This is a genomic window from Pseudomonas sp. LS2P72, from assembly GCF_054897865.1.
Genome location: NZ_CM142708.1, coordinates 5,220,336 through 5,243,888, shown reverse-complemented (window position 1 = coordinate 5,243,888; position 23,553 = coordinate 5,220,336). Strand labels below are relative to the sequence as shown.

The 23,553-nt window shown below is 58.6% G+C and carries 24 protein-coding genes and 1 pseudogene; 16 read left to right on the top strand and 9 right to left on the bottom strand.

Translation table 11 applies throughout. The annotated features are described in order from the left end of the window. The first annotated feature begins 104 nt into the window (after positions 1 to 104). The 11 genes from ACYZUA_RS24090 to ACYZUA_RS24040 all read left to right on the top strand — a co-directional run bounded on the left by ACYZUA_RS24090 (position 105) and on the right by ACYZUA_RS24040 (position 10,040). Positions 105 to 296, top strand: a complete 192-nt coding sequence (locus ACYZUA_RS24090) for a Flp family type IVb pilin (RefSeq protein WP_461960890.1) — start codon at positions 105 to 107, stop codon at positions 294 to 296. A 27-nt stretch (positions 297 to 323) separates the two neighbouring features. Continuing rightward, on the top strand, positions 324 to 830 hold the full coding sequence (locus ACYZUA_RS24085; RefSeq protein ID WP_461960889.1) for an A24 family peptidase: 507 nt from the start codon (positions 324 to 326) through the stop codon (positions 828 to 830). Between the two features lie 27 nt (positions 831 to 857). After that, positions 858 to 2,189 carry a P-loop NTPase family protein gene (locus ACYZUA_RS24080; RefSeq protein WP_461960888.1) on the top strand — a complete coding sequence of 444 codons (1,332 nt, stop codon included), beginning with the start codon at positions 858 to 860 and terminating at the stop codon, positions 2,187 to 2,189. 15 nt (positions 2,190 to 2,204) lie between these two features. Further along, a complete protein-coding gene (gene cpaB, locus ACYZUA_RS24075) occupies positions 2,205 to 3,011 on the top strand; it encodes a Flp pilus assembly protein CpaB (RefSeq protein ID WP_461960887.1) in 807 nt (268 codons plus the stop codon). Between the two features lie 74 nt (positions 3,012 to 3,085). Further along, on the top strand, positions 3,086 to 4,432 hold the full coding sequence (locus ACYZUA_RS24070) for a Tad domain-containing protein (RefSeq protein WP_461960886.1): 1,347 nt from the start codon (positions 3,086 to 3,088) through the stop codon (positions 4,430 to 4,432). An 8-nt stretch (positions 4,433 to 4,440) separates the two neighbouring features. Continuing rightward, positions 4,441 to 4,920 carry a TadE/TadG family type IV pilus assembly protein gene (locus ACYZUA_RS24065; protein ID WP_461960885.1) on the top strand — a complete coding sequence of 160 codons (480 nt, stop codon included), beginning with the start codon at positions 4,441 to 4,443 and terminating at the stop codon, positions 4,918 to 4,920. Next, positions 4,920 to 5,414 (top strand): TadE/TadG family type IV pilus assembly protein, encoded by a 495-nt coding sequence (locus ACYZUA_RS24060; protein WP_461960884.1) that lies wholly within the window; start codon positions 4,920 to 4,922, stop codon positions 5,412 to 5,414. The genes ACYZUA_RS24065 and ACYZUA_RS24060 overlap by 1 nt, the downstream gene beginning before the upstream one ends. Further along, the gene (locus ACYZUA_RS24055; RefSeq protein WP_461960883.1) at positions 5,408 to 6,628 is read left to right on the top strand and encodes an AAA family ATPase; all 1,221 of its coding nucleotides are present in this window, start codon (positions 5,408 to 5,410) and stop codon (positions 6,626 to 6,628) included. Before ACYZUA_RS24060 ends, ACYZUA_RS24055 begins: the two co-directional genes overlap by 7 nt. Before the next feature lie 3 nt (positions 6,629 to 6,631). After that, on the top strand, positions 6,632 to 8,065 hold the full coding sequence (locus tag ACYZUA_RS24050) for a CpaF family protein (protein WP_461960882.1): 1,434 nt from the start codon (positions 6,632 to 6,634) through the stop codon (positions 8,063 to 8,065). After that, positions 8,062 to 9,048: a type II secretion system F family protein gene (locus tag ACYZUA_RS24045; RefSeq protein WP_461960881.1), complete on the top strand. Its 987-nt coding sequence runs from the start codon at positions 8,062 to 8,064 to the stop codon at positions 9,046 to 9,048. Before ACYZUA_RS24050 ends, ACYZUA_RS24045 begins: the two co-directional genes overlap by 4 nt. Before the next feature lie 29 nt (positions 9,049 to 9,077). Beyond that, complete coding sequence (locus ACYZUA_RS24040) at positions 9,078 to 10,040, top strand: type II secretion system F family protein (protein ID WP_461960880.1); 963 nt, start codon at positions 9,078 to 9,080, stop codon at positions 10,038 to 10,040. 184 nt (positions 10,041 to 10,224) lie between these two features. Here the strand turns inward: ACYZUA_RS24040 and ACYZUA_RS24035 are convergent, their stop codons facing one another. The 6 genes from ACYZUA_RS24035 to ACYZUA_RS24010 all read right to left on the bottom strand — a co-directional run bounded on the left by ACYZUA_RS24035 (position 10,225) and on the right by ACYZUA_RS24010 (position 15,334). Continuing rightward, positions 10,225 to 10,494 (bottom strand): DUF3613 domain-containing protein, encoded by a 270-nt coding sequence (locus ACYZUA_RS24035; protein ID WP_461960879.1) that lies wholly within the window; start codon positions 10,492 to 10,494, stop codon positions 10,225 to 10,227. A gap of 18 nt (positions 10,495 to 10,512) precedes the next feature. Then, positions 10,513 to 11,223, bottom strand: a complete 711-nt coding sequence (locus tag ACYZUA_RS24030; RefSeq protein WP_461960878.1) for a hypothetical protein — start codon at positions 11,221 to 11,223, stop codon at positions 10,513 to 10,515. Between the two features lie 119 nt (positions 11,224 to 11,342). Further along, entirely contained in the window at positions 11,343 to 12,575 is a 1,233-nt protein-coding gene (locus tag ACYZUA_RS24025; RefSeq protein WP_461960877.1) for a type II and III secretion system protein family protein, read from the bottom strand. Between the two features lie 632 nt (positions 12,576 to 13,207). Next, the gene (locus tag ACYZUA_RS24020) at positions 13,208 to 13,843 is read right to left on the bottom strand and encodes a LysE family translocator (protein WP_461960876.1); all 636 of its coding nucleotides are present in this window, start codon (positions 13,841 to 13,843) and stop codon (positions 13,208 to 13,210) included. Between the two features lies 1 nt (position 13,844). Next, the gene (locus ACYZUA_RS24015) at positions 13,845 to 14,615 is read right to left on the bottom strand and encodes a 2OG-Fe(II) oxygenase (protein WP_033056908.1); all 771 of its coding nucleotides are present in this window, start codon (positions 14,613 to 14,615) and stop codon (positions 13,845 to 13,847) included. Positions 14,616 to 14,707: 92 nt separating this feature from the next. Next, the gene (locus ACYZUA_RS24010) at positions 14,708 to 15,334 is read right to left on the bottom strand and encodes an alanyl-tRNA editing protein (RefSeq protein ID WP_461960875.1); all 627 of its coding nucleotides are present in this window, start codon (positions 15,332 to 15,334) and stop codon (positions 14,708 to 14,710) included. A gap of 91 nt (positions 15,335 to 15,425) precedes the next feature. Between ACYZUA_RS24010 and ACYZUA_RS24005 the strand changes: the two genes are divergently transcribed. After that, positions 15,426 to 16,424, top strand: coding sequence for a LysR family transcriptional regulator (locus tag ACYZUA_RS24005; RefSeq protein ID WP_046054387.1), 999 nt, complete (start codon positions 15,426 to 15,428; stop codon positions 16,422 to 16,424). Between the two features lie 106 nt (positions 16,425 to 16,530). On the opposite strand, the gene ACYZUA_RS24000 is transcribed toward ACYZUA_RS24005, so the two are convergent. Both ACYZUA_RS24000 and ACYZUA_RS23995 read right to left on the bottom strand, forming a co-directional pair. Next, entirely contained in the window at positions 16,531 to 16,938 is a 408-nt protein-coding gene (locus tag ACYZUA_RS24000) for a PA2817 family protein (RefSeq protein ID WP_008152400.1), read from the bottom strand. Between the two features lie 85 nt (positions 16,939 to 17,023). Beyond that, positions 17,024 to 19,471 carry an acyl-CoA dehydrogenase gene (locus ACYZUA_RS23995; RefSeq protein WP_461960874.1) on the bottom strand — a complete coding sequence of 816 codons (2,448 nt, stop codon included), beginning with the start codon at positions 19,469 to 19,471 and terminating at the stop codon, positions 17,024 to 17,026. Between the two features lie 249 nt (positions 19,472 to 19,720). On the opposite strand from ACYZUA_RS23995, the gene ACYZUA_RS23990 reads away from it, so the two are divergent. The 4 genes and pseudogenes from ACYZUA_RS23990 (at position 19,721) to ACYZUA_RS23975 (ending at position 22,876) form a co-directional block, all read left to right on the top strand. Beyond that, positions 19,721 to 20,380: a transglutaminase-like domain-containing protein gene (locus ACYZUA_RS23990; protein WP_461960873.1), complete on the top strand. Its 660-nt coding sequence runs from the start codon at positions 19,721 to 19,723 to the stop codon at positions 20,378 to 20,380. Positions 20,381 to 20,423: 43 nt separating this feature from the next. Further along, positions 20,424 to 21,034 (top strand): annotated as a pseudogene (locus ACYZUA_RS23985) (glutathione S-transferase). Between the two features lie 133 nt (positions 21,035 to 21,167). Further along, positions 21,168 to 22,100, top strand: a complete 933-nt coding sequence (locus ACYZUA_RS23980; RefSeq protein ID WP_223431916.1) for an ABC transporter ATP-binding protein — start codon at positions 21,168 to 21,170, stop codon at positions 22,098 to 22,100. Then, positions 22,097 to 22,876, top strand: a complete 780-nt coding sequence (locus ACYZUA_RS23975) for an ABC transporter permease (protein WP_461960872.1) — start codon at positions 22,097 to 22,099, stop codon at positions 22,874 to 22,876. The genes ACYZUA_RS23980 and ACYZUA_RS23975 overlap by 4 nt, the downstream gene beginning before the upstream one ends. 143 nt (positions 22,877 to 23,019) lie before the next feature. Here the strand turns inward: ACYZUA_RS23975 and ACYZUA_RS23970 are convergent, their stop codons facing one another. Beyond that, positions 23,020 to 23,541: a DUF2062 domain-containing protein gene (locus ACYZUA_RS23970; RefSeq protein WP_461960871.1), complete on the bottom strand. Its 522-nt coding sequence runs from the start codon at positions 23,539 to 23,541 to the stop codon at positions 23,020 to 23,022. Positions 23,542 to 23,553 lie beyond the last annotated feature (12 nt).

Below are 23,553 nucleotides of genomic sequence, written 5' to 3'. Positions count from 1 at the left end.
CAAAATCCTCCTAACGCCTATGCCCTCACCCTGACTAAGGTTTGCATCAGGCAGCGCAAAACGTACTGCCTCAGACAAAACAACTTTCGAGTGAGGTGGGCAAAATGAACATGCAAACAATCAAGGCTTCGGTACTGAAGTTCGTCAAAGACGAAGATGGTCTGACCATTGTGGAATACGCGGTGGCGGGTGGGCTGGTAACCCTGGCGGTTGCCGCTGCGTTTACTACCTTGGGCGGAGCCATTAGCACCCAGATCGGTAGGCTCTCTACCTGTATGGCCGGTGGGGCGTGCTAGTAAGTCTATTCAGTGAGAGATGCAGCGATGCCTATTGAGCAGATGTTTACATCAATTGTTCTGTTAGGGCTGCTAGGTATAGCGGTGGTGAGCGACCTTCGTCGCCACCGCATCCCCAACCTGCTGGTTCTTTTAGGACTTGTTTTGGGTTTGACCGGCCAGGCTTACGTAAGTGGAGTTGAGGGGCTTGGTAATGCTGCGCTGGCGATGCTGATCGGCTTTACAGTGTTTCTACCCTTGTACGCACTGGGCGGTATGGCCGCCGGGGACGTCAAATTGATGGCCATGGTCGGATGTTTTTTTACACCGCATGACGCGTTATGGACGGCGCTTTTCAGTCTGGCGGCCGGTGGTGTGTGCGGTTTTTTAATCATCCTTTTTCGTGGCCAGTTGCTGCAAACCCTAGCGCGTTACGGGTTGATGTTAAGGGCGCAAACCTACCTGGCTCCGGCGGGGGATGAAGTAGCCGGAAAGCCTTTCCCATACTCCGTTGCAATTTTGCTCGGAACCCTGGCCAGTGGCTATTGGCTGTAGATCGGCTCGTAGCCCTGGAGGCTAGTCATGCAAGTCATCGTCGATAGTGAGGCCAACCCCAGCCAGCGAGCAGCGGTACAGCGACTGGCTCCTCAGCCGCGCGCTATCTGCGAGACGGGGCTGACGGACAGTTTTCTGGGTGAACTGGTGTGCAAGCATTTGCACGAAGCCGGCGTGCTGGACATGTCACGACTGGTGGAGCGCCTGGCGCTGACCGGCGCCGTACTGGAAGAAGTCCTGGCGTTTCTGCGCAAGGATGGCCGCGTTGAGGTGCTTGGCCAGGTGGGTGCGCAAACGGGCGGGCAATCGCTGCGTTATGGCCTGACCGAACGCGGTCGCAGTGCCGCCCGCGATGCCCTGTCGCGCAGCGGCTATATCGGTGCGGCACCTTTCCCGGTGAGTACCTACCGTTCCCTGCTCAAAATACAGACCATTCACCATGGTCGCATCAACGCGAGCGATATGCGCAGGGCCCTTGCTGGCGTAGTGCTCACAGAGGGGATGCTCGATCAGCTGGGTGTGGCGCTCAACTCCGGGCGCGCGATCATGATTTATGGTCCCGCGGGTACCGGCAAGACCTATATCAGCAGCCGGTTGATTCGCCTGTTCGCAGAGGCGATTTGGGTGCCTCATGCCATCGTGATCAACGAGTCGGTGATCGAGATCTATGACCCGCAGGTACACCAGCGTCTGGATGATGACGGCCAACAGAACAATCTGATGCTCAACGAAGGGATCGACCGTCGACTGCTGTGCTGCAAACGCCCGATCGTCATTACTGGCGGTGAATTGAGCATGGAGCAGCTGGACGTTCGTTATGACCCCTCCACCCGTCAATACCAGGCTGCCTTGCAGCTCAAGGCCAGCAATGGCCTGTTCATCATCGACGACATGGGGCGCCAGCGCATGGCACCCGCCGAGTTGTTGAATCGCTGGATCGTCCCGATGGAAGAGAAACGCGATTTCATCAACCTGGGCGGCGGTCGGCATTGCGAACTGCCTTTCGATCTGATTCTGGTGTTTTCCACCAACCTCAATCCTCTGGAACTGGCCGATGAGGCCTTCCTTCGCCGGATTGGCTACAAGCTGCAGTTCGGTTACCTGAAGCCCGAGGAGTACGAAAAGATCTGGCGTCAGGAAAGCGAGCGTCTGGGCATGCCTTATGACCAGCTGCTGCTGCGTTATGTATTGCAAAGGCTCTATGCAAGTGAAGGCATGCCCCTGGTGCCTTGCCATCCCCGCGATCTCCTGAACATGGCGCTCGATCGTCAGCGTTACATGGGCGGTTCCGGATCACTGTCACCGCAAGATTTGGAATGGGCCTGGCACAACTACTTCGTCCAGCTCAACTTTCTTTGATACGGAGATACTGACATGAGCTCTCGTACTCTTACCCTGATAGGCGTTTCCCTGGTCATGGGCCTTGGAGCTGCATGGATGGCCGACTCCTGGCTGAGCGCACGTATCAACGCCAGCCCGGATGACCACCTTCGAAGCGTGGTGGTCGCCACGGTAGAGATTCCATTCGGGCAGATGGTCGAGGCTCAGCAGGTCACGACCGTCCGCATGCCCATGGACACGATCCCGGACGATGCCTTCGATTCCACCGACAAAGCAGTAGGCAAGATCGCAACGTTCGACATCCTGAAGGGCGACATCATGCGCGGCGCGCGTCTGAGTGAGCACCTGGGTGGCAGCACCCTGGCCTCTTTGATTGCCCCCGACAAACGTGCCATATCGGTACGTGTGGACGATGTGGTCGGTGTCGGCGGATTCCTGTTGCCGGGTAACCGGGTCGATGTTCTGGCGACCAAAACCACCGGTGCCGGCAGTAACAATGCCGTGTCCAGGACCATCCTCGAGAACTTGCGGGTGTTGGCGGTGGATCAGACGGCGGGTACCGACAAGACCCAACCCGTGGTGGTGCGCGCAGTGACGCTGGAGATGTCGGCCTCTGAAGCGGAAGCACTGGTTACCGCGCAGACGGAAGGCAAGTTGCAACTGGCGCTGCGTAACCCGCTGAACCTCGAGAAGAAAACCGCAGTCGTTGCGCCTGTTGTGCCGCCCATGGCTGTGGCTGCCGTCGTGCCGCCAAAACGTGTGGTACAGCGCAGCAGCGGCGAGGGTGGCGGGGCTATCACTGTTATCCGCGGGACCGAAGCCACTGTAGTCAAACGTTGACAGGGCGGTAGGGGTGCCTGGGCACCAAGTATTGGCGGAACCGATCCGGATCAGTATCGGCAAACGAGGGCTTGATGATGAATATTCGTATTCAGCGGCCGTTCACTTCGACGCCAAGGCGCCAGGAAGGATCGGTGAGTGTATTGATGGTGATTGCGTTGGCGGCGATTGCCATGATGGCGGCGTTGGCTTTGGACGGCGGGCATATGATGCTGAACAAAACGCGCCTGCAGAATGCGGTGGACGCCGCCGCCCTGAGTGGCGCCAAAACTCTGAGTCAGGTGGAAGGTGGTACCAACATTGACACCGTGACGAAGGCTGCCGCGCTCAATACGCTGATGCAAAATGCCAATGCCACGGGCAACACAGAATTGGCAACGGCTATTGGCGGCAACCCAGGCACATTTGCGGTGGTGGAACTGGCAAGCAGCGTCTATGGCCCGTTCTCCTTTCCCGGGCCTTCGGATGCCAAGTACGTTCGGGTATCGGTAGCGAACTATGGCCTGACGGGGTTTTTCTGGAACATCGCTCAGGTATTCGGCTCTGGCGGCCTGGGGGGCAAAGCGGTGGCGGCAATCGCCACCGCTGGACCTAGCCCTACCAGCCCCTGCGATCTCGCACCTTTGATGGTCTGTGGCGACCCGACTCAATACAACCCGGGCACTGGCATGTTCTGGGGCTTCCAGTTTGGTGATTTGAAGGTATTGAAGACGGCTGCCGGCAATACGTCGCCCATTGGCCCAGGCAACTTTCAATTGCTCGATTTTGGCTCGGGCGGCAGTACCGTCAGGGAGGACCTGGCCGGAGGTGGCAATGTCTGCCGCACTGCGGGGGACAATGTCCAGACCGCCCCTGGCAACAAGGTTGGCCCTACCTCTCAAGGCCTGAATACGCGCTTCGGCATCTATCAAGGGCCGGTCAGTGCCTCGGCTTATCCGCCGGACCTTGTGACCACGTCCAGCAACCCCGCAATTACTTACGACGACTCAGTCTCCCCGCCACAAGCGAAGTACAAGGGGCAAACCGTCACCTCGAGCAACGGCAATCTCACTGCGGGCAGCAACGCGATATTTGACTACAACGACTGGCGTGCGAGCACTGCCGCGTGTGTGGCCGGGGCCAGCGGCTGTCAGGGCAGTGGCGTATTCGAGCGCCGGATGCTGAAAATCGTGGTGGGCGACTGCACCGGGAAGCAGGGCGGTTCAACCTCGATCCCCGTCCTCGGTTTCGGCTGCTATTACGTGGTGCAGCCAATGGATGGCGGTGGTGGTGACGCGCAGATCTTCGGACAGTTCGTGAAGGAGTGCGAAGGCGACAATGTGGCCGGCCCCTCGCCGTCAACCGATTCCGGGCCGCAGATCATTCAGCTCTACAAAACCTATATCGGCAGCGGCACTGGCACTCCGAGCACTGACTCGTAGGAGGCGTCATGAGACTTCACGCGTTTAAACATTCGCAGCACCAGCAAGGCCTGGCGATAGTGGAGTTCACCTTCGTCCTGCCGGTGTTGCTATTGCTGTTGCTGGCCTTCGGTGAGTTCGGCCGCATGCTCTATCACTACAACGTGCTGCTGCAGGCCAGCCGCGATGCCGACCGTTTCGTCGCTAGCCGGGCCTGGGACTCGACGCTTGGCCAGGTCGCTCTGAGCAATACGCTACAGACCCAGACGAAAAACGTTGCGGTCTATGGCGTGCCTGCCAACACAGGGACCGCTGTGATGTCAGGGCTGACGACTGGCGACGTGGTCGTCGCCGCAGTGGGTGTCGACCATGTGCGGGTCACCATCACGTACACGTTCTGCCCGGTGATTGGTGGTGGCAATTGTGGCGGCTCGATTCCGGGATTCTTCGGTAATCAAATTGCGCTGAGCATTCCGCTGGTCGCCACTACCGTGATGAGGGCACTGTGATGAATAGAAAACACATGCGCGGCATCTATACGGTGGAGTTTGCCTTCATTGGTGTGCTGGTGTTCACGTTGTTGTTCGGCGTAGTGGAAATGGGCCGCCTGTACTTTACCGTCAATGCGCTGGATGAAGCCGTGCGCCGTGGTACGCGCCTGGCTTCGGTGTGCAATATCAGCGATCCGGTGGTATTGCGGCGGGCGATATTCAATGCCGCGACCGATGCAGGTAATAGCCAGCTGATCGGCGATCTGGCCACCACCCACCTGACACTGACCTATCTGGACGTAAACGGTGCTCTGGTAGCCAACCCCTCCGACACCAGTGGGGTCAACGGCTTTCGTGCCATCCGCTATGTCCGATTGAGTCTGCAAAACTTCGTTTTCAATCTGTTTATTCCCGGGTTCGGCGTGCCCATTACCCTGCCTGTATTCAGGGCAACGTTGCCACGCGAAAGCCTCGGGCGTCATTCCGATTCCGGGGAGATCACACCATGCTGAATACCAAGGAAACTCCAGTCTCTACCTCGACCAGCAAAGCCGGGCTACGGTTGCTGATTAGCAGCCGTGATGCCACGTCGTTGCGCGACCTGCAAGGCGTCTGCCAACGCATGCCCAGCCTGGAGGTGAGTACGCGGCTGGTGAGCAACGGGCATGTCGACCCGCTCTACGGTCTGGACCGGATGCCCGATCTGTTGCTGTTGCGCGTTAGCCATCTGTGGCGTGAAGAGCTGTCGGCACTGTTGCAGCGCCCGGCCCATGAGCGTCCGCCGATGTTGGTATGCGGACTGCTGAGCGAACAGGAAGCCATGCGCCTGGCGATGCAGGCCGGTGCCCGGGACGTGCTGCCGGAGCCCATCGCCGGGACCGAACTGGTCGCCGCCTTGAATCGTCTGGTCACGGAAGTTCGGACCGGCAGTGGGGCAGAAGGAAAATTGATCGCCGTGATGAGCGCCAAGGGCGGCTCTGGCGGAACCCTGCTGGCCTGCAACCTGGCTCAGCAACTCAGCATCATGGGTGGCAGCACCCTGTTGCTGGATATGGACCTGCAATTTGGCAGCGTGACGCATTATCTGGATGTGGCGCAGACGCACAGCCATCTAGAGGTGTTGCACCAGATCGACGGCATGGACAGCGTCGCGTTACGCGGTTTTTGCAGTCACTTCAGCCCGACCCTGCATGTGCTGGGCGGTCGGGCCGGTGAGTTGTGTTTGCCGCAGGATACCCAACCCGAGCAACTCGACACCCTGTTGCAGTTGGCCCGGGCCAGCTATGGCTGGGTGGTGATCGACCTGCCGCGGCAAATCGATCACCTCACCGGCTCTGTGCTGGAGCAGGTGGATCGGGTGTACGTGGTGGTGCAACAGAGTGTCAGCCATCTGCGCGATGCCAGCTCCCTGGTGCGGATTCTTCGCGAAGACCTGGGCGTGCGTGGGGATCAATTGCAGATAGTGGTCAACCGCTATGACAAGGCGGCGGCGGTCAGCCTCAAAGATATCGGCGAGGCGCTGCGCTGCACCAATCTGTCGAAGTTACCCAACGACTTCAATCTGGTCAGCCAGAGTCAGAACACTGGCGTGCCGTTGGGGCTGCATGCGCCGAGGGCAGCGATCACTGCTGCATTGCGCAACATGACCGAGGACCTGGTCGGTCAACAGGTGGCCGGCAACAAAGGCTTGCTCAAACGTGCCTTCAACCGTGTTTTCGGGGGATGACCCATGATCAGCGACTTTCGTAACCGCTTGCGCAAACAGTCCGGTAAACCCGCCGCTGCCCAACCGGGCGACGACCCGTTGGATCCGGCAGAGGAAATAATGGCGTGGGAGCGTACAACGCCGGACATTCTTTACGAAACCAGAAGCCAGGTCACCCCGGTGGAGGCCGAGTGGCGGGAAAAGATCTACCAGCAGTTGCTCAAGGTCATGGACCTGTCCTTGCTGGACTCCCTTGAGCAGGCCGAGGCTGCTCGGCAGATTCGCGATATTTGCCAGCGCCTGCTCGATGAGCATACGGCTCCGGTAAGTTCCGTCAGCCGCCAGTTAATCATCAAGCAGATCACCGACGAGGTGCTCGGCCTGGGTCCTCTGGAACCGTTGCTGGCCGATCACACTGTGTCCGACATTTTGGTCAACCGGCATGACTCAGTGTATGTCGAGCGCTTCGGCAAGCTGCAACGCACCGATGTGCGTTTTCGCGATGATCAGCATTTGCTGAACATCATTGACCGCATCGTCTCCAGCCTGGGTCGACGTATCGATGAGTCTTCGCCGTTGGTGGATGCGCGGCTCAAGGATGGTTCGCGGGTCAACGCGATTATTCCGCCGCTGGCCATCGACGGTCCGAGCATGTCGATCCGGCGTTTTTCCGTGGACCTGCTCAATACCGACAGCCTGATCCAGGTGGGGGCGTTGACCCCGGCCATTGCCCTGCTGCTCAAGGCGATTGTCCGTGGGCGCTTGAACGTACTGATTTCCGGCGGTACCGGCAGCGGCAAGACCACCATGCTCAATGTGCTGTCCAGTTTCATCCCGCACAACGAGCGGATCGTTACCATCGAGGACTCAGCCGAACTGCAGTTGCAACAGCCCCACGTGGTACGCCTGGAAACCCGGCCTTCGAATATCGAGGGGCGTGGCGAGGTGGGCCAGCGGGAGTTGGTGCGCAACAGTTTGCGGATGCGTCCGGACCGCATTGTGATCGGCGAAGTGCGCGGCGCCGAGGCGCTGGACATGCTGACAGCGATGAACACCGGTCACGACGGCTCGTTGACCACGATCCACGCCAACACCGCACGCGATGCCCTGGGGCGGATCGAGAACATGGTGTCGATGACCGGGGCGACCTTCCCGATCAAGGCCATGCGTCAACAGATCGCTTCGGCCATCGGAGTGGTCATCCAGCTGGAACGCCAGGAGGACGGCAAGCGCCGCCTGGTCAGTGTGCAGGAGATCAACGGCATGGAGGGCGAGATCATCACCATGACCGAAATCTTCTCCTTCGTGCGCCACGGCATAGGCGAAAACGGCGAAGTACTGGGTGATTTTCGGCCCAGCGGCATGATCCCCGCCTTCCGCGATGTGCTGGCCAAGCGCGGTATCGAGTTGCCGCTGACGATGTTCAGGCCTGAGTGGATGGAGGCACGGCAGTCATGAACCATATTCCTGGTGAATTCATTCTGATGTTCCTCGGCATGGTGTTTATCGCTGTGTTCCTCCTGTCCCAGGGGGTGGTGGTGCCGGTGTTCGGCGAGGCCGGCAAGATGCGCAAGCGCATCCGCGGCCGTTTGCATGTTCTGGAGAAAGCCAACAATCAGCCCAACATGCAGACGGTGTTGCGGCAGAAATACCTGACGCGCTTATCGCCACTGGAGGCCATGCTCGAGCAGTTGCCCTTTATGGCGAGCCTGACCCAGATGATCGAGCAGTCAGGTCATGAATATCGTGCTTATCGGGTGCTGTTGCTCGGGCTGTTCCTGGGCGCCTGTGCAGGCATCTCGATCTGGATGATCTCGTCAGTCTGGTGGATGCCGCTGCTGGCGGGCTTCGGAGTGTTCTGGGTACCCCTGCTGAAAATTTCTCGTGACCGTGGCAAACGCTTCGCTGCGTTTGAGGAAGGCCTGCCGGATGCACTGGATGCCATGTGCCGTGCCCTGCGCGCTGGACACCCGTTCAACGAAACCCTGCGCCTGGTCGCCGAGGAGCACAAGGGGCCGGTTGCACATGAGTTCGGTCTGACCTTCGCCGACATCAACTATGGCAACGATGTACGTCGGGCCATGCTCGGCCTGCTTGAGAGGATGCCGAGCATGACGGTGATGATGCTGGTGACCTCGATCCTCATCCATCGCGAGACCGGCGGTAATCTGACCGAGGTGCTGGAGCGTCTGAGTCGGCTGATTCGCGGGCGCTTCCGCTTTCAGCGCAAGGTCAAGACCCTGTCGGCGGAAGGGCGGATGTCGGCCTGGATATTGGTGGCGATTCCCTTCGTGCTGGCGATCGCGATCATCGTCACCAGCCCCGGTTATCTGCCTGTGCTGATCAATGATCCCACGGGCCATAAGCTGATCATCGGGGCGTTCTGCGCCATGTTGATCGGGATTCTCTGGATACGCAAAATCATCCGGATTCAGGTTTAAGCGGTAATCGCTACCGGGAGGTACAGGTCATGGACTTTTTGCTTGGGTTGTTCAGTCGGTTCACGGGGAACGAGGAGCTGGCGCGTCTGTTGTTCATCGGCTCGATCGGTTTGAGTTCGGTGCTTGCGGTCGTCGCCGTGATCTTGCTGATAATGGGGCTTCAGGATCCGGTGCAGCGTCGTCTGGCGCTGATCAAGCGTGGTCATTTAGGCAACGCCGCAGGGCAGGAGGCTCCGGGTAATCTGCAACTGTTGCTGGAGCGGGTCGGACAGCGCTTTGGCTCGACCGAATCGGCTCAGACGTCCGTCACCCAGGCCCTGTTGATACATGCGGGATACCGTTCCTCGTCGGCGGTGCAGATGTATTGGGCAGTGCGCTTGATGTTGCCGCTGTTATTGATCGGTATTGCGGTGTTGCTGGTGCCGATGATTCCCAGGATTTCCCTGATCATGGGGCTGTTGTTGGTGGCCATGGTGGCCTGTATCGGATGGTTGGTGCCAGGGCTCTATGTCGCCAAGCGTAAGCAGTTGCGACAAGGTCGGTTGCGTAAAGCGTTTCCGGATGCGCTGGATCTGATGGTGGTGTGCGTGGAGTCGGGCCTGGCCCTGCCCGCGACCATCGAACGGGTGGCTGAGGAGATGACGGTCAGTCAGATCGAACTGGCTGAAGAACTGGCCCTGGTCAATGCGCAAATACGCGCGGGCATTTCCAGTACCGAGGCACTCAAACAACTGGCCCTGCGCACGGGTCTGGATGATGTACAAGGGCTGGTCAGCCTTTTGGCGCAGAGTATCCGCTTTGGTACAAGCGTGGCCGATACCCTGCGCATCTATGCCGACGAGTTCCGTGACCGGCGTACGCAGGCCGCCGAAGAGATGGGGGCGAAAATCGGCACCAAGCTGATATTCCCACTGATTTTCTGTCTGTGGCCGAGCTTCTTTCTGGTCGCTATCGGCCCTGCCATGATCGGGGTGTTCAGAGCATTCGGGTGAGGTAAACGGCCGGAGGCTGTCGAGCGCGATGGCCTCGCCACCCGAACCTGCGGCAGCTCCTTGGGTAATCCGGCCTGGCCTGGAAGAGGTGCAGATGCCAATGCTTTCCCGCAGACGACCTCTAGCCCGGCTTTTCAGCCAGGCCACTCTGGGCTCCGCCAGAGGATGATTACCCGTTGAGGTGTCAGTTGCTGCCGGGGATCTCTCCCGCTGAATCCTGGTCAAAAAACTCCGGAATCGGGTAGAGGAAGCTGTTCAGCCAGCGCTGCATGGCCAGGTCACGTTCGGTGGCCGAAGCGGTTTGCAGGTGAGGGGAGGCAACCACACCGCGAATCTGCATTTGCAACCACTGCTCGGTGCCTTGTTGATACGGCGAAGAGGGGCCCGGCTCAATGGCCCAGGCAGTGGTGGACAGGCATGCCATGCACACGATCAAAAGTCTTTTGGTCTTCATCTCGACTCCTCGTACGTTCTACTTGATCGCACTGGAAGAGGCATCGGCTACCTCAGTCCGGCGATTCCTCTCGGAAGCCACCACCTTGTTGGCGGAGGCCTTGAGTTTTTCCGCGCGGGTTTGAGCCTCTTCGACTTGCTTGGGGCTCAAGTCGGCGCGGGTCACGAGTTCGGAAGCCGCCTTCCAGTTATCCTGGTAGATCAGCAACGTCACCATATTGAGTGCCGCCAGTGTGTTTGCCTGCTTGAGTTCCATGGCAGTCATGAACTCAAAACGCGCTTCCGGGATCCGTCGCTGATTGAGGTAGACGACCCCCAGGTCATTGCGCATCTTGTCGTCGGTGGGGGCCATCTTCACCGCACGCTCAAGGTGAAGGGTCGCGGCGGCGTTATCATTTTTGGCTGCGGCCAACTGGCCCAGACCATGTTCCCCATCAGCCGCCAGGCAGGTGCGAAGCAAGCTTTCGTACAACGGCGCCGCCTCGCTACGCCCCATCAGGCGCAACACTCGGGCCTTGCGCAGGCGAACCTGGACCAGACTGTCGGGCAAACCTTCAAGATTCGCCAGACTGGCATACAAACGACCTTCGTTGGCCATGTTGTCGGCCACGCTCAGGGCCAGCTCTTGCTCCGAAGCGGGCTTGGCACATTCAGGTGGCCGCGAACTCATGCCGTTGGACGCACAGCCCGCGAGCATCAATGTCGCTGTTATTGCAATGACTGCTTTCATCGAATGTCCTCTGGCTACAACACTTTGAACGCTTGGCCAATGGCAATAAGGCTGGCCCGGCAAGCGTTCAAGGTCACCGTTACGAGTGAGGGCGAGACAGGTCTGGTTCAGGTCATGGCTCATTGCGAGAGCCCGCTGAGACTGTCGAAGTCGCCACGTTCGAGGAAGAACATGCGGTAGAAATTCGGGTCGTAATTACGCAGTTGCTCGCCTGGCAACGACGGCAGTTTTGCGTTGGCAGCCAGTGGCTGGACCAGGTGAGGGGTGACGATCATCAACAGTTCACGCTCTTCACGGTTGATGGCGTTGTCGCGAAAGAACGCCCCCAGAATCGGGATATCACCCAACCCCGGAAACTTGTTTATCTGGGAACTGTTGCGGGTGCTGATCAGGCCGCTGATGACGAAGCTTTCGCCGTCGGCCAGGGAGATGCTGGTGTCGGTACGGCGTATGGTCAGCGCCGGAACGATGGTGCCGGCGATGCTCACAGCGTTAGTGAAGTCCAGTTCACTGACTTCCGGTGCCACCTTCAGTGCGATACGGTTTTTCCCGACGATGGTAGGTGTCAGGGTCAGGCGGATACCGAATTCCTTGTACTCGATGGACACGTTATCGCTGCCTGAACTGGGCACCGGAATCGGCACTTCACCACCGGCCAGGAAGCTCGCACTCTGCCCACTGAGCGCTACCAGGCTTGGTCGTGCCAGGGTGTAGGCGAAACCGCTGCCTTCCAGCGCGTTGATCGACACTAGAGTATCGCTGGACAAAAAGGAGAGGTTGAACATGTCGTTGTTCACCGGCAACGACGGCCTGACAATGCCGTCGATGGTGGGCAAGGTTCTCGGCGAGCCGAACAGGAAGTTGCCTTGTCGACCAAAAATCGAGGCATTGGCTTCCTTGAGTTTGGTCCGGCTGACTTCAACGAAGCGGATGTCGGTTTGCACCTGGATCGGCAACAGCGGGTCTTCGGAAGGTATTGTCGAGACGCTGGTCAGCGCCGCAGTGGCCTTACCCTTGACGAACACCATGCTTTGGCGCGGCGTTTTCGAGCAGGCGGTCCAGACCATCAGGCTGGTGGTCCCCGGTGTAACGCCCGTGAGTATGAAGGCGTTATTGCCACTGTTGGCACTGGATTGCACGTCGGCAATTTTCGGGTCACCCACTGCCAGTTGTGTTACCGGAACGGGGCTGCGCAGTTCACTTTGCAACCCCTGGCCGATCTCATACGTTGTCGGCCAACTGTCCAGTTGCGCACAATTGTTCGGCGCGGCCTGAGCCGCATTCACGCTGAGGCCCATCCAGAACAGGCCATGGATAATTCGCTTGAAAGCGGGCACGGGACGAAGGCTCATATAAAACATCCTCACTGGATAGGCCATCTTTAGGCTGACTGATTTGTCACGGATCACTTCACGGGGACCGGACTATCCCCCCCAATGCGTCAGACCACTTGTCCATGGCCTTGGTGTTACTCCTTACGTGCTACACACGAGCGGGCGCAATTCGCTGATCTGGCTGGACAGCGAGCGACTTTTGCTAAGAGGGTTTTTAGTGATCCGCTTACCTGGACTGCCCGCCAGAGCGAAGCTTGCGGCTATGGACGGTACTGTCCGCCTACCTGGCTCCCCCGGAAAGTAATCGGCAATGAAGGTACAGAGCCGCAAAACGCCTGACAGGATCATAAAGAGGTAACTCCTTTTGCCAATTCACCATCTGATCGCTGAAGCTAACGTGAAAATTCGAGCCGTTATGACTTCTTATTGCTTGACGTTAGTTCAATCAAACCAAAGTGCCATGAATTTAAAAAAAACCACGGGGTGCAAAGGCTGGAGAAAGGCGGGCGGGCGAGCGGTGCGGGCAGGTTGTAGCGCCGTGCGGTTGCCTGATATTGACGGGTTATGCTGAATGTCCAGTCCGTAGATCCGTACCTACGGTGTCAGAGGACGGCGGCTGTGAAGCCGCCTCCTACTCGATTCACGCGTATTTACATCGACAAAATCAACCGACCAGCAAACAGGATCAGGATCACCCCCATGCTCCGCTCGAACCAGTGCCCGAGGCGCATGAACAGCAACCGCACCCTGCTGCTTGAAAAGAACAGCGCGACGATCACAAACCACAGCGCATTCACAAAACACATCCAGATTCCGTAAAGCGCCTGGATCTTCAGCGGCGTTGTGGCGCTGATGATGGTGGTGAAGATCGCCAGGAAAAACAGTGTGGCTTTCGGATTGGTCGCGTTGGTCAGGAAACCGGTGGTAAATGCCTTCAGCAACGTTTGTTCTACGGCCGGTTCGTCAGGCTTGTCGCCTTCCAGTACGGTCTTGGGCTTGCTGCGCAGCAGGCTGACACCGAGGTACAAAATATAAGCGCCACCCACAACTTTGGCCACCGTCAGCAGCCAAGGCGTCGTGTGCATCAGCGCGCCGACGCCGAGCAAGGTGTAAAGCACATGCACGGAAATGCCCGCACCGATGCCCAGCGCCGTGCAAATCCCGACCAGTCGACCGAAGCGCACGCTCTGGCGGATGGTCACTGCGAAGTCCGGTCCGGGTGCAACCACGGCCAGAAAGTGGATAGTTGCCAGCGCCAGAAACTCGCCCAGATAATTCGAAAGCATCTCAACTCCAGAAAGTAAGGGGTGACGCATTGCCGCGATAGCCGACAAAGAACGAAAGGCTCAAACGCGGATCAGCCACGCCCGGTGTCACCGAGTGCATGCAGCGCGAATTGAACATGATGAAATCACCCGGCTCGGGAAGAATCTCCAGGGTCGGAGTCCCGAGCAGCGCCGGATCGATGCCGTAACTGTCGCCACGCATTTCGTCGAACTGGTCCGGGGAAATGTCGTGGTCCCACATCTGCAGCGCACCGCCCTCGGTGGGCATGTTCAGGTAAACATTGCAGGCGAACTGCGCTTCCAGGCTTTTGGCCTGGTAACTGTCCGGGGCGTCCTTGGCGAAAATGTCGTGGTGGGCCAGAAAACAGATCCCGGGTTTCACCACTCGGGACAGCCCGACATACATCTTGCGACCGTAGAGATTTTCCAGGTGCGCACCCGCCGGCCAGGACTCGTCGAGCATGCAGCGCAGGGTGTCGACGGGGGACGAATAGGGCGCACACCGGTTGCGCAATTCCGCAATGTTGCGGGTGGCGCGTTCGAAATAATCCTCGATCAGCAGCGGCTGGTTTTCCGCTTCATAAAACGCCATGCCGATGCGACCGATGCTCGGCGCATTGATATAGCCTTCGAAGCCGGGGGCGAGGATCTTGTCGCCAATCTGAATCGCCAGCGGCTTGGGCAACAAGCCTTTGACGCGGATGGCGAGGACTTCTTCGTTGGCCAGTTTTTTTATGCACGTCTCATCGAGACGCTCGACGTCAAGCATCATGTCTTAGGTCCATCTATCAGATAGTCAACAGAACCCGCGACCGCAGGTTCCTCCGGCGTCAGGCGATGACAGGAACGGCATCGCCCAAATGCTCAATCCACGCTGTAGTGGACTGACAGCGTTCCCTTTTTCAGTGAAAGGGAAGCGATCGTGACCGTGCCCAAATCCTTCAGGCTGCGTACATGGGTGCCACCGCAGCCGTAGGCGGGCAGTTCACCGAAACCGATTTCCCGGGCGCCTTCACGCATTGACGTCAGGCGCGGCAGATCATGGGCGATCCACTGCTCGATGCCGTGCTGAATCATCTCGGCATCAAGCTCTTTTGCCGACTCTGCCGGTTTGAATTGCACGCGTCCTTCGCCCGGCCAGTGATGAGCCTTGATCGGCATCCAGCCCATGGCCTGGACGAAGTGGCCGATCAGGTGGCCGGCGGAATGCATGCGTGAATTGAACTGGCGGCGCTGTTCGTCGACCCGAATCTGGGTCATGCCCGGTTTTACCGGATGGTCGACGAAATGAATGATCCGGTCCGGATCCTGAACAACCCGCAGGACCCGGCTTTCGCCGATCCAGCCGGTGTCAAAGGGCTGTCCACCGCCTTGGGGATGAAACAACGTGGCGCGCAGCACCACGGCAAATTCGTTCTCGTGGGGCGTGCAATCCAGGACTTCCACATTGGCCTTGAGGTCATCACTATGGAAAAAGAGGCGAAGCGTCATATTCCATGCCCTTATTAACAATTCTATTTTTTATTATATGAAGCGTGGAATTGCGTGATAATCCGTTCAAATCTCAAAGGACTGTTGCGTTGTGAGCATAAATCTTCCACTGCCGCTGCTCGGTGAAATGGCAATTTTCGTCAAGGTTGTCGAGACCGGCAGTTTTTCCGAGGCTGCTCGCCAGTTGGGTTCTTCACCCTCGGCGGTCAGTCGCAGCATTTCGCGTCTGGAGAAGGCGCTCGCCACCCGTTTGCTGCAACGAACCACGCGCAAGTTGCGTTTGAGTGACGGTGGCGAAGAGGTGTTCAAGCGCTGCCAGGAGATGGTCAGCGCAGCCAAGTCGGTGATGGAAATCAGCGGCCAGTTCACCCATGAAGCGGAAGGACTGGTGCGCGTCAGTGTGCCGAAGGCGGTGGGGCGCTTCGTGATTCATCCGCATATGCCGGAATTTCTGCGGCGTTATCCCAAAGTGGATGTCGAGCTGTTGCTTGAGGACCGCCAGGTGGATTTGATCGACGACAACGTTGATCTGGCGATTCGTATTACAGATCGGCCACCTGCAGGATTGGTCGGTCGGCAATTGCTCACCATCGATCATATGCTTTGTGCAACACCGCAATACCTGGCCGAACACGGCACACCGACTCATCCCCATGACTTGCTCAACCATAGCTGCATCTATCTGGGTGAAACGCCGAGCGATGCACGCTGGAAATTCAAGAAAGGCACCAAGGCTGTCACCGTTGGCGTACGCGGACGGTATGCGGCCAATCACACCGGCGTGAGGTTGGGCGCAGTGTTGCAGCACATCGGGATTGGCAGCCTGCCGTACTTCACCGCGCGTTATGCGTTGGAGCAGGGGCTGATCGTGCAGGTGCTGCCGGACTGGACTTTCCTGGCGTCTTACCACGGCGGTGCCTGGCTGCTGCATTCGCCAACCCGTTATCTGCCACCGAAATTACGGGTGCTGATCGACTATCTGGTGGAGTGCCTGGAAAAGGAACCGACCCTGAGCAAGCCGGGCAAACCCAGTGCTTTGGGAAAAGTCGCTGCGCAGTATGAGTTGCCCGAGAGTGATGGGTTGCTTTGAAGGACGCCTTCGCGGGCAAGCCCAGACACCGCAGCACTCGGCAATGACACAAAAAAAAAGGCCCGCATGTTCAACCATGCGGGCCTTTTGTATTTCTGACCGGGGATCAGTGCTTGCTGTCGTCTTTCGACATCGCCAGTAGCTGTTTTTCCTGGTTCCAGTCGAACGGTTCGTCGTTTTGTTCAGCTTCGAAACGACGTTCTTCCAGCGCCTGATACAAGTCGATTTCATCGTCGGGCATGTAATGCAGGCAATCACCGGCGAAGTACCACAGCAAGTCGCGCGGGACCAGGTGAGCGATTTGCGGGTAGCGGGTAATTACCTGGCACAGAATATCCTGGCCCAGGTATTGGCTTTCGATCGGGTCGACCGGCAGCAACGCACGCAGTTCGTCGAAGCGCTCCAGGAACAAGGCATGGCTTTCTTCGGGAACCTGTTCGGCCTCACCTACGGCGACCAGGATACTGCGCAGGTGGTCGAGCAAGACAAGATGATCGGCAACGACATTGGACACGAGATAAGTCCTCAAGAGCAAAACGGGCGCGGGAGTATAAAGCTCCTGCGCCCATTTTTACAGGTAGGGCACATGACCTGCTGGATCAGCGGACCTTTCCTTCTGCCTGCGCCACTTCCTCTTTATCGAAATCATCGACATCGATCACCTTGCGCTGCGCCGCTTCGGCGTCACGCAGGGTCTGCGCTTCCACGGGCTGCAACACGCCAGCCTCAAGCGCTGCATCGATGACGTGTTCCCCGGCGACCGGTTTGACCTGGCCGCTTTTGAGCGCGACATGCAGCTTTTTGCGCAGCGGTTGCGCGGCACTCAGCAGGTTGCACGCATGTTGCAGGGCGCCGACCGGGTCATCAGTGGATTGCGGCCGGTAGCAACCGCCGAGCAACTCTTCCAGGGTCGGATCGCCCTTGGCGCGGCCGATCACCGCAGCCACTTCGGCGCCGAGTTTGTCCGATGGGCCTTTGTGACGACGACCGAACGGGAACACGATCACCCGCAACAGGCAACCCAACACCTTGTTCGGGAAGTTGGTCAGCAGTTCATCCAGCGCTCGTTCCGACTGACCCAGGCTTTCTTCCATGGCCCAGGTAAACAGCGGTGCCATGTGCTCCGGTGAATCGAGGTCGTGGTAACGCTTGAGTGCGGCGGAGGCGAGGTACATGTTACTGAGCACATCCCCAAGACGCGCGGACAGACGTTCGCGTCGTTTCAGCTCGCCACCCAGCAGCATCATGCTCAGGTCGGCAAGCAGGGCGAACGCAGCAGCCTGGCGATTGAGGGCGCGGAAGTAGCCCTGGCTGAGCTTGTCGCCTGGCGCGTGTTCGAAGTGACCGAAACCAAGGTTCAGCACCAGCGTGCTGGCGGCGTTACTCACGGCGAAACCGATGTGCTTGAGCAGCAGGCCATCAAATTCGGTGAGGGCCTGATCCTTGTCTTCACGACCGGCGAGGGCCATTTCCTTAAGCACGAAGGGATGGCAGCGAATCGCACCCTGACCGAAGATCATCAGGTTGCGCGAGAGAATGTTCGCGCCTTCCACGGTGATGAAGATCGGCGCGCCATTCCATTTGCGACCGAGGTAGTTGTTCGGCCCCATGATGATTGCCTTGCCGCCATGCACATCCATGGCGTGGCTGATGCATTCGCGGCCGCGTTCGGTGAGGTGGTATTTGAGAATCGCCGACAGCACCGACGGTTTCTCGCCGAGATCCACCGCGTTGGCGGTCAGCATCCGCGCGGCATCCATCATCCAGGCGTTGCCGCCGATGCGCGCCATGGCTTCCTGAATGCCTTCGAACGCCGCAATCGGCACATTGAACTGCTCGCGAATCTGGGCGTACTGGCCTGTCACCAGGCTGGTGAACTTGGCCATACCGGTGCCCACCGCCGGCAGGGAAATGGAACGCCCGACCGACAGGCAATTCATCAACATCATCCAGCCCTTGCCGAGCATTTCCTGGCCGCCAATGAGGAACTCCAACGGCACGAACACATCCTTGCCGGAGTTCGGACCATTCATGAACGCCGCACCCAGGGGCAGGTGGCGACGACCGATTTCCACACCGGCGATATCGGTCGGAATCAGCGCCAGACTGATGCCCAGGTCTTCCTCCTCTCCCAGCAAGTGATCCGGGTCGTAGGCCTTGAATGCGAGGCCGAGCAGGGTGGCGACAGGGCCAAGCGTGATGTAACGCTTTTCCCAGTTGAGGCGCAGGCCGAAGGTTTCCTTGCCTTCCCATTCACCTTTGCAGATGACTCCGGTGTCGGGCATGCCTCCCGCGTCGGAACCGGCCAGTGGCCCGGTTAATGCGAAGCACGGGATGTCGTCACCGCGCGCCAGTCGTGGCAGGTAATGGTTGCGTTGTTCGTCAGTGCCGTAATGCAGCAACAGTTCGGCCGGGCCCAGGGAATTGGGGACCATCACGGTGGACGCGAGATCGCCGCTGTGGCTCGCCAGTTTCATTGCCACTTGAGAGTGGGCATAGGCCGAGAAACCCTTGCCGCCAAACTCTTTGGGAATGATCAGGGCGAAGAAGCCTTGTTCCTTGATGTAAGCCCAGGCTTCGGCCGGCAAGTCCATGGTTTGACCGAGCTGCCAGTCGCTGACCATGGTGCAGAGTACTTCGGTCGGGCCGTCGATGAAGGCCTGTTCTTCTTCGCTTAACTGCACTTTTGGATAGGACAGCAATTTGTTCCAGTCCGGGCGACCGCTGAACAGTTCGCCGTCCCACCACACGGTGCCGGCTTCAATGGCGTCTCGTTCGGTTTCCGACATCGGCGGCAGGGTTTTCTGGAACCAGCTGAACAGCGGCGCACTGAAATATTTACGGCGCAGGTCGGGCAGCAACAAGGGCGCTGCGACAGCCGCGATCAACACCCAGAAAATCAACAACAGCCAGCCTGGCGCGCGGCTGAAAATACCCATCGCCACCACGTAAACGGCAACGACGCACAGGGCGGGCAGCGGCGCGACACGACGGTGGGCTAAATAAGCAATCCCGACAACCAGAACCAGTATCCACAACAGCAGCATATTTAATCCTCCGTGAAACCAGGGCAAAACCAACGTTCAGAGCTTAGACGGCATCCGCAAAACAGGGTGGTCAGAGCAATGTGATTGAATTCGTGGGAAACCATGGATGAGTTTTGTAGGCCCGGTGGGCAACAGGCCGGGGAAATCGTTCGTTGGGCGGGCGGCAAAGCGTCCATGTTTGGCCGAAACGTCGTTATCTCTGTGCTGAACGTGTCGTTAGACTCGTGGCTTCCCCAGGAGATTGTTCTCATGCACGAGTATCTGAGTCCCGGCCGCTTCATCGATAGTGACCACTCGTCGGTGGTGGAGTTCGCCGAAAAACATCGCGGCAGTCGTCGCGATCCTTTAGAACAAGCGATCAATCTCTATTACGCCGTGCGCGAAGCCGTGCGTTACAACCCTTACACCTTCAGTCGCGACCCGGATACCTTGCGCGGCAGTTATGCGTTGGCAGCGGGGGAGAGTTATTGCGTGCCCAAAGCCACGCTGCTGGCAGGTGCAGCCCGGCATTGCGGGATTCCCGCGCGGATCGGTCTGGCGGATGTGCGCAATCATTTGTCGACGCCGCGCCTGCTTGAATTGCTCAAGAGCGACGTGTTCGCCATGCACGGTTATACGGAGCTTTACCTGAACGACCGCTGGGTCAAATCCACGCCTGCGTTCAACCAAGGCTTGTGCGAACTGTTCAATGTCGCACCACTGGAATTCGACGGCATCAACGACAGCGTTTTCCATCCGTTCAATCGCGACGGCGAGCCATTGATGGAATACCTGATCGATCACGGCCAGTTCACCGACGTACCTGAAATGTTCTTTTTCGAGCACCTCGAGAAATGCTATCCGCATCTGTTCAGCGACACACTGCCCGCGCTGCTGGGTGACATGCAGAGCGATTTGAGTCGCGCCTGATCCGGCGTATGCTGCCTGCGCATTCATCCATAAAGAGGCGGTCATGCTGAAGATCTGGGGTCGGAAAAACTCGTCGATTTGTGGGCCGCCGAGGAACTGGGCCTGGCTTATGAAGCCATCGACGCCGGCGGCGCCTTTGGTGTAGTCGATACGCCGCAGTACCGCGCGATGAACCCCAATGGCCGCGTGCCGGTGATTGAAGACGAGGGTTTCGTGCTGTGGGAATCCAACACCATCGTGCGTTACCTGATGGCTCGTCACGCCAGCGGCACCGCCTGGTATCCAGAGGATCTGCAGGCCCGCGCCACTGCCGACAAGTGGATGGACTGGACCACTTCGAGTTTTGCCGGGCCGTTCCGCACGGTGTTCTGGGGCGTGTTGCGTACGCCGGAAGGTCAACAGGACTGGCCGGCCATCAACGCTGCGATCAAGGAGTGCGATGGCCTGCTGTCCATGGCCGATCAAGCGCTGGCGACCCAGCCGTACCTGTCCGGCGATGAGATCGGCATGGGCGACATTCCTCTGGGCAGTTTCATTTATGCCTGGTTCGAGATGCCGATCGAGCGCGCGCCGCAGCCTCATTTGCAAGCCTGGTATGCACGCCTGAAACAGCGTCCGGCGTATCAGAAAGCGGTTATGACCGCGTTGACTTAATACTCACTATCGACACACTTGACTGTACTTGTGTGGCGGCGGCAAGCACCATTGCGCTCGTGCGCCGCGGTTGTATCAGTCGCCACCCGGCCTTGTTTATCCCTTTCTTTCCTTCTTGGTGCGTAAATCCGATATGAGTTCCGCTCTGTCCATCCGGCAGCTAACCAAAACCTACGGCAACGGTTTCCAGGCCTTGAGTGGTATCGATCTGGACGTCGCCGAAGGTGACTTTTTCGCCTTGCTCGGCCCTAACGGCGCCGGCAAATCCACGACCATCGGCATTCTCTCGACCCTGGTGAACAAGACCAGCGGGACGGTGAATATCTTCGGTCATGACCTGGACAAGAATCCTGCGCAGCTCAAGCGCTCCATTGGCGTGGTGCCTCAGGAATTCAACTTCAACCAGTTTGAAAAAACCTTCGACATCGTCGTGACCCAGGCCGGTTATTACGGCATTCCACCGAAAATCGCCAAGGAACGCGCCGAGCAGTACCTGACCCAACTGGGCCTGTGGGACAAGCGCGATACGCCGTCGCGCTCACTGTCTGGCGGCATGAAGCGTCGACTGATGATCGCCCGTGCGCTGGTTCACGAACCGCGCCTGCTGATCCTCGACGAACCGACGGCGGGGGTGGATATCGAACTGCGTCGCTCGATGTGGACGTTCCTTACCGAGCTGAACAAGAAAGGCATCACCATCATCCTCACCACCCACTACCTGGAAGAGGCTGAGCAGTTGTGCCGCAACATCGGCATCATCGACCACGGCACCATCGTCGAGAACACCAGCATGAAACAGTTGCTCGGCCAACTGCATGTGGAAACATTCCTGCTCGACCTCAAAAACACTGTGCAAACCGCGCCGCAGTTGCTCGGTTACCCGACCAGGCTGCTCGACAGCCACACCCTTGAAGTTCAGGTCGACAAGGCCATGGGCATCACCGCGCTGTTCACCCAATTGGCGCAGCAGAACATCGAAGTGTTGAGCCTGCGTAACAAAACCAATCGCCTCGAGGAGTTGTTCGTGTCCCTGGTGGAGAAAAATCTGTCGAAGGTGGCGGTATGAGTTCCGAGCTGCAACCCAACCTCGTTGCCCTCAACACCATCGTTTACCGAGAGGTCAAACGCTTTACCCGGATCTGGCCGCAGACGCTGCTGCCGCCGGCCATCACCATGGTTCTGTACTTCGTGATCTTCGGCAATCTGATTGGCCGGCAGATCGGTGACATGGGTGGCTTCACCTACATGGAGTACATCGTGCCGGGGTTGATCATGATGTCGGTGATCACCAACTCCTACGGCAACGTGGTCTCGAGTTTCTTCGGCAGCAAGTTCCAGCGCTCCATCGAAGAGCTGATGGTGTCGCCGGTGTCGCCGCATACGATTCTGATCGGCTACACCCTGGGCGGCGTGCTGCGTGGCTTGATGGTCGGGTTCATCGTGACCCTGCTGTCGCTGTTCTTCACCAAGTTGCAGGTGCATCACCTGGGCGTGACCATTCTGGTGGTGGTGCTGACGGCGACGATCTTCTCGCTGCTGGGCTTCATCAACGCCGTGTTTGCGCGCAACTTCGATGACATCTCGATCATCCCGACGTTTGTGCTGACACCGCTGACCTACCTGGGCGGCGTGTTCTATTCAATCTCCTTGCTGCCACCGTTCTGGCAGACCGTGTCCCTGGCCAACCCGGTGCTGCACATGGTCAACGCCTTTCGTTACGGCATTCTTGGCGTGTCGGACATCAGGATCAGCGTGGCGATCACCTTCATGCTGGTGGCGACTGTTGTGTTGTACATCGGTTGCGCACGGCTGCTGGTCAGTGGTCGCGGGATGCGTACCTGATCGAGACCGCATCGTCTGCTTCGCGATTAAGCTTTGCTCCTACAAGGGCGCCACCGTACCTGTAGGAGCAAAGCTTAATCGCGATGGCGTCAGCCCAGACACTGCAAAACAAACGGCCTCCAACAATGGAGGCCGTTTTGCATTTACTGCATCCGTCTCTTCTGGCGCCGCCGCCGCCACTGCCGCCCGACCCACCAGCGCCAGTACATCATGGTCAGGCAATAGGCGAGCGCGCCGAGCACCAGTCCCGTCACCACCGAGCCGAGTAAAAACGGCTGCCAAAGCGTCGAGAGTTCGCCGCTGATCCATTCCCAGGTCAGCTCGTCCGGCAAATGGCGGGTAGGAACGTCCATCAGCCAGGCGCCGGTCTGGTAAGTGCAGAAGAACACCGCCGGCATGGTGATCGGGTTGGTCAGCCAGACCAGGCTGACCGCAATCGGCATGTTGCCGCGCACGATGATGGCGAGAATGGCGGCGAGCAGCATCTGCAACGGAATCGGCAGGAACGCCGCGAACAGACCCACCGCCATGGCCCGTGCGACGGAATGGCGGTTGAGGTGCCAGAGGTTCGGGTCATGCAGCAGGGTGCCGAGAAAGCGTAAGGATTTGTGTTCCCTGATGCTGGTCGGGTCTGGCATGTAACGTTTGAATAAGCGCCGGGGCATAAGGCTTCTCGG